Source organism: Okeania sp. SIO3I5 (genome assembly GCF_010672085.1).
GTDB lineage: Bacteria > Cyanobacteriota > Cyanobacteriia > Cyanobacteriales > Microcoleaceae > Trichodesmium.
The window spans coordinates 1-1193 of record NZ_JAAHHT010000538.1 but is presented as its reverse complement, the minus strand read 5'-3'; the positions used below and the strand labels follow the sequence as shown (position 1 = coordinate 1193).

Genomic DNA, 1193 nt, shown 5'->3' with positions numbered 1-1193 from the left:
TCTGTCGACGCTCTTCCGATCTTAAACCAGCTCAGTTCCATAATCGCAATTACGAGGTATTTGATATCCAATTGCTGTACAAAAAAGCATACCTTTTACCTTTTTAGGAAACCAAGTTCCATCCCGATAAGCGTCGTTTTTAAACTGAATTACTTGGGATTTATTTCGACAAGAACGATAACGTAATTGAAAACTTTGACCGTTATTAGCAGCCTTAGCTTGTTTGTATGCCTGTTCTGCTTCGGCCACTGCTTCTTGTCTGGTTTTGCCTAAACATTTAGTCCATTCATTCTCAAGTAGAGTTTGTTTGCTTTGAATTACTTGGTCTAAAGACTTTCCTTTTGGCAAAGTTCTTTGATGATTAAAAAACTCAACACACTGATTGTAAACCCAACGGTAAGCAGCCAGCCATTGCTTCCAAATTTTATGTAGTTCAATGCTAGGCCAAACTGGAACTTTTAAAACACTATTTGGCTTAACTTTTTGACTCTTTTTGTATGGGTTTTTCCCGTACTTTTTCAGCGATATCTTTTTTGTATCTGCGTAACCCATAAAGCCGCGAACTGAAACAGTGGATGATGGACAACATATCTTGAACGAGTTCTTGTTCGGGAGATTGTTTGCTGTCACCCTGAACCAAGAGTTCGCACCCGTTACGTTCGCATAGCCACTTAACCAGTTCAAATCCGAATCTAACAAGTCTGTCTGGGTGGGCAACGACAAGGCGCTTGATATCACCTGTGCAAATTCTGTCCAAAATGGAGAGGAATCGCTTCCGCTTAAAATTGAGTCCGCTGCCAATCTCTGATATGATTTCTGCCTCTGGGAATCTTGAGAGCAATAGTTCAATTTGTCCCTCAATATCGTCTCGTTGGGAATGGCTCGACACCCGTGCATAGCAAACAGTGGTAATTGCCCTGGGCAAACCTGCTGCCTGTTCGATTTCTGCGATTGAGTACCGCCTGTGCCCTGACGGGGTTTTGATTGCTTTAATTTTGCCTTCTTCTTCCCATCGTCTGAGACTTGAGACTGCAACTCCAAGGATTGAGGCTGCTTCTTTGGGTCTGACATATTTCATCTGAAACATTGATTTTTTTCTATCTTAGCACGATTTGTTGCTTTTTGAGCGTTTTAAATAGAAAATTAATAATTTGTTACCAACTCTAGTAGTAGACTGACACAGCTAAAACTGA

The 1193-nt window shown here is 41.0% G+C and carries 2 protein-coding genes; both read right to left on the bottom strand.

Going from position 1 to position 1193, the window contains the following annotated elements; all coding sequences use genetic code 11:
* Positions 1–21: 21 nt before the first annotated feature.
* Positions 22–348: a hypothetical protein gene (locus tag F6K40_RS40360; protein WP_293146010.1), complete on the bottom strand. Its 327-nt coding sequence runs from the start codon at positions 346–348 to the stop codon at positions 22–24.
* Positions 349–475: 127 nt separating this feature from the next.
* A complete protein-coding gene (locus tag F6K40_RS40355; protein ID WP_293146013.1) occupies positions 476–1078 on the bottom strand; it encodes an IS607 family transposase in 603 nt (200 codons plus the stop codon).
* Positions 1079–1193: the final 115 nt, after the last annotated feature.

Bases quoted from the DNA above. Each gene is read 5' to 3' on its own strand.
- F6K40_RS40355 (WP_293146013.1), bottom strand. From the start codon at position 1,078: ATGAAATATGTCAGACCCAAAGAAGCAGCCTCAATCCTTGGAGTTGCA.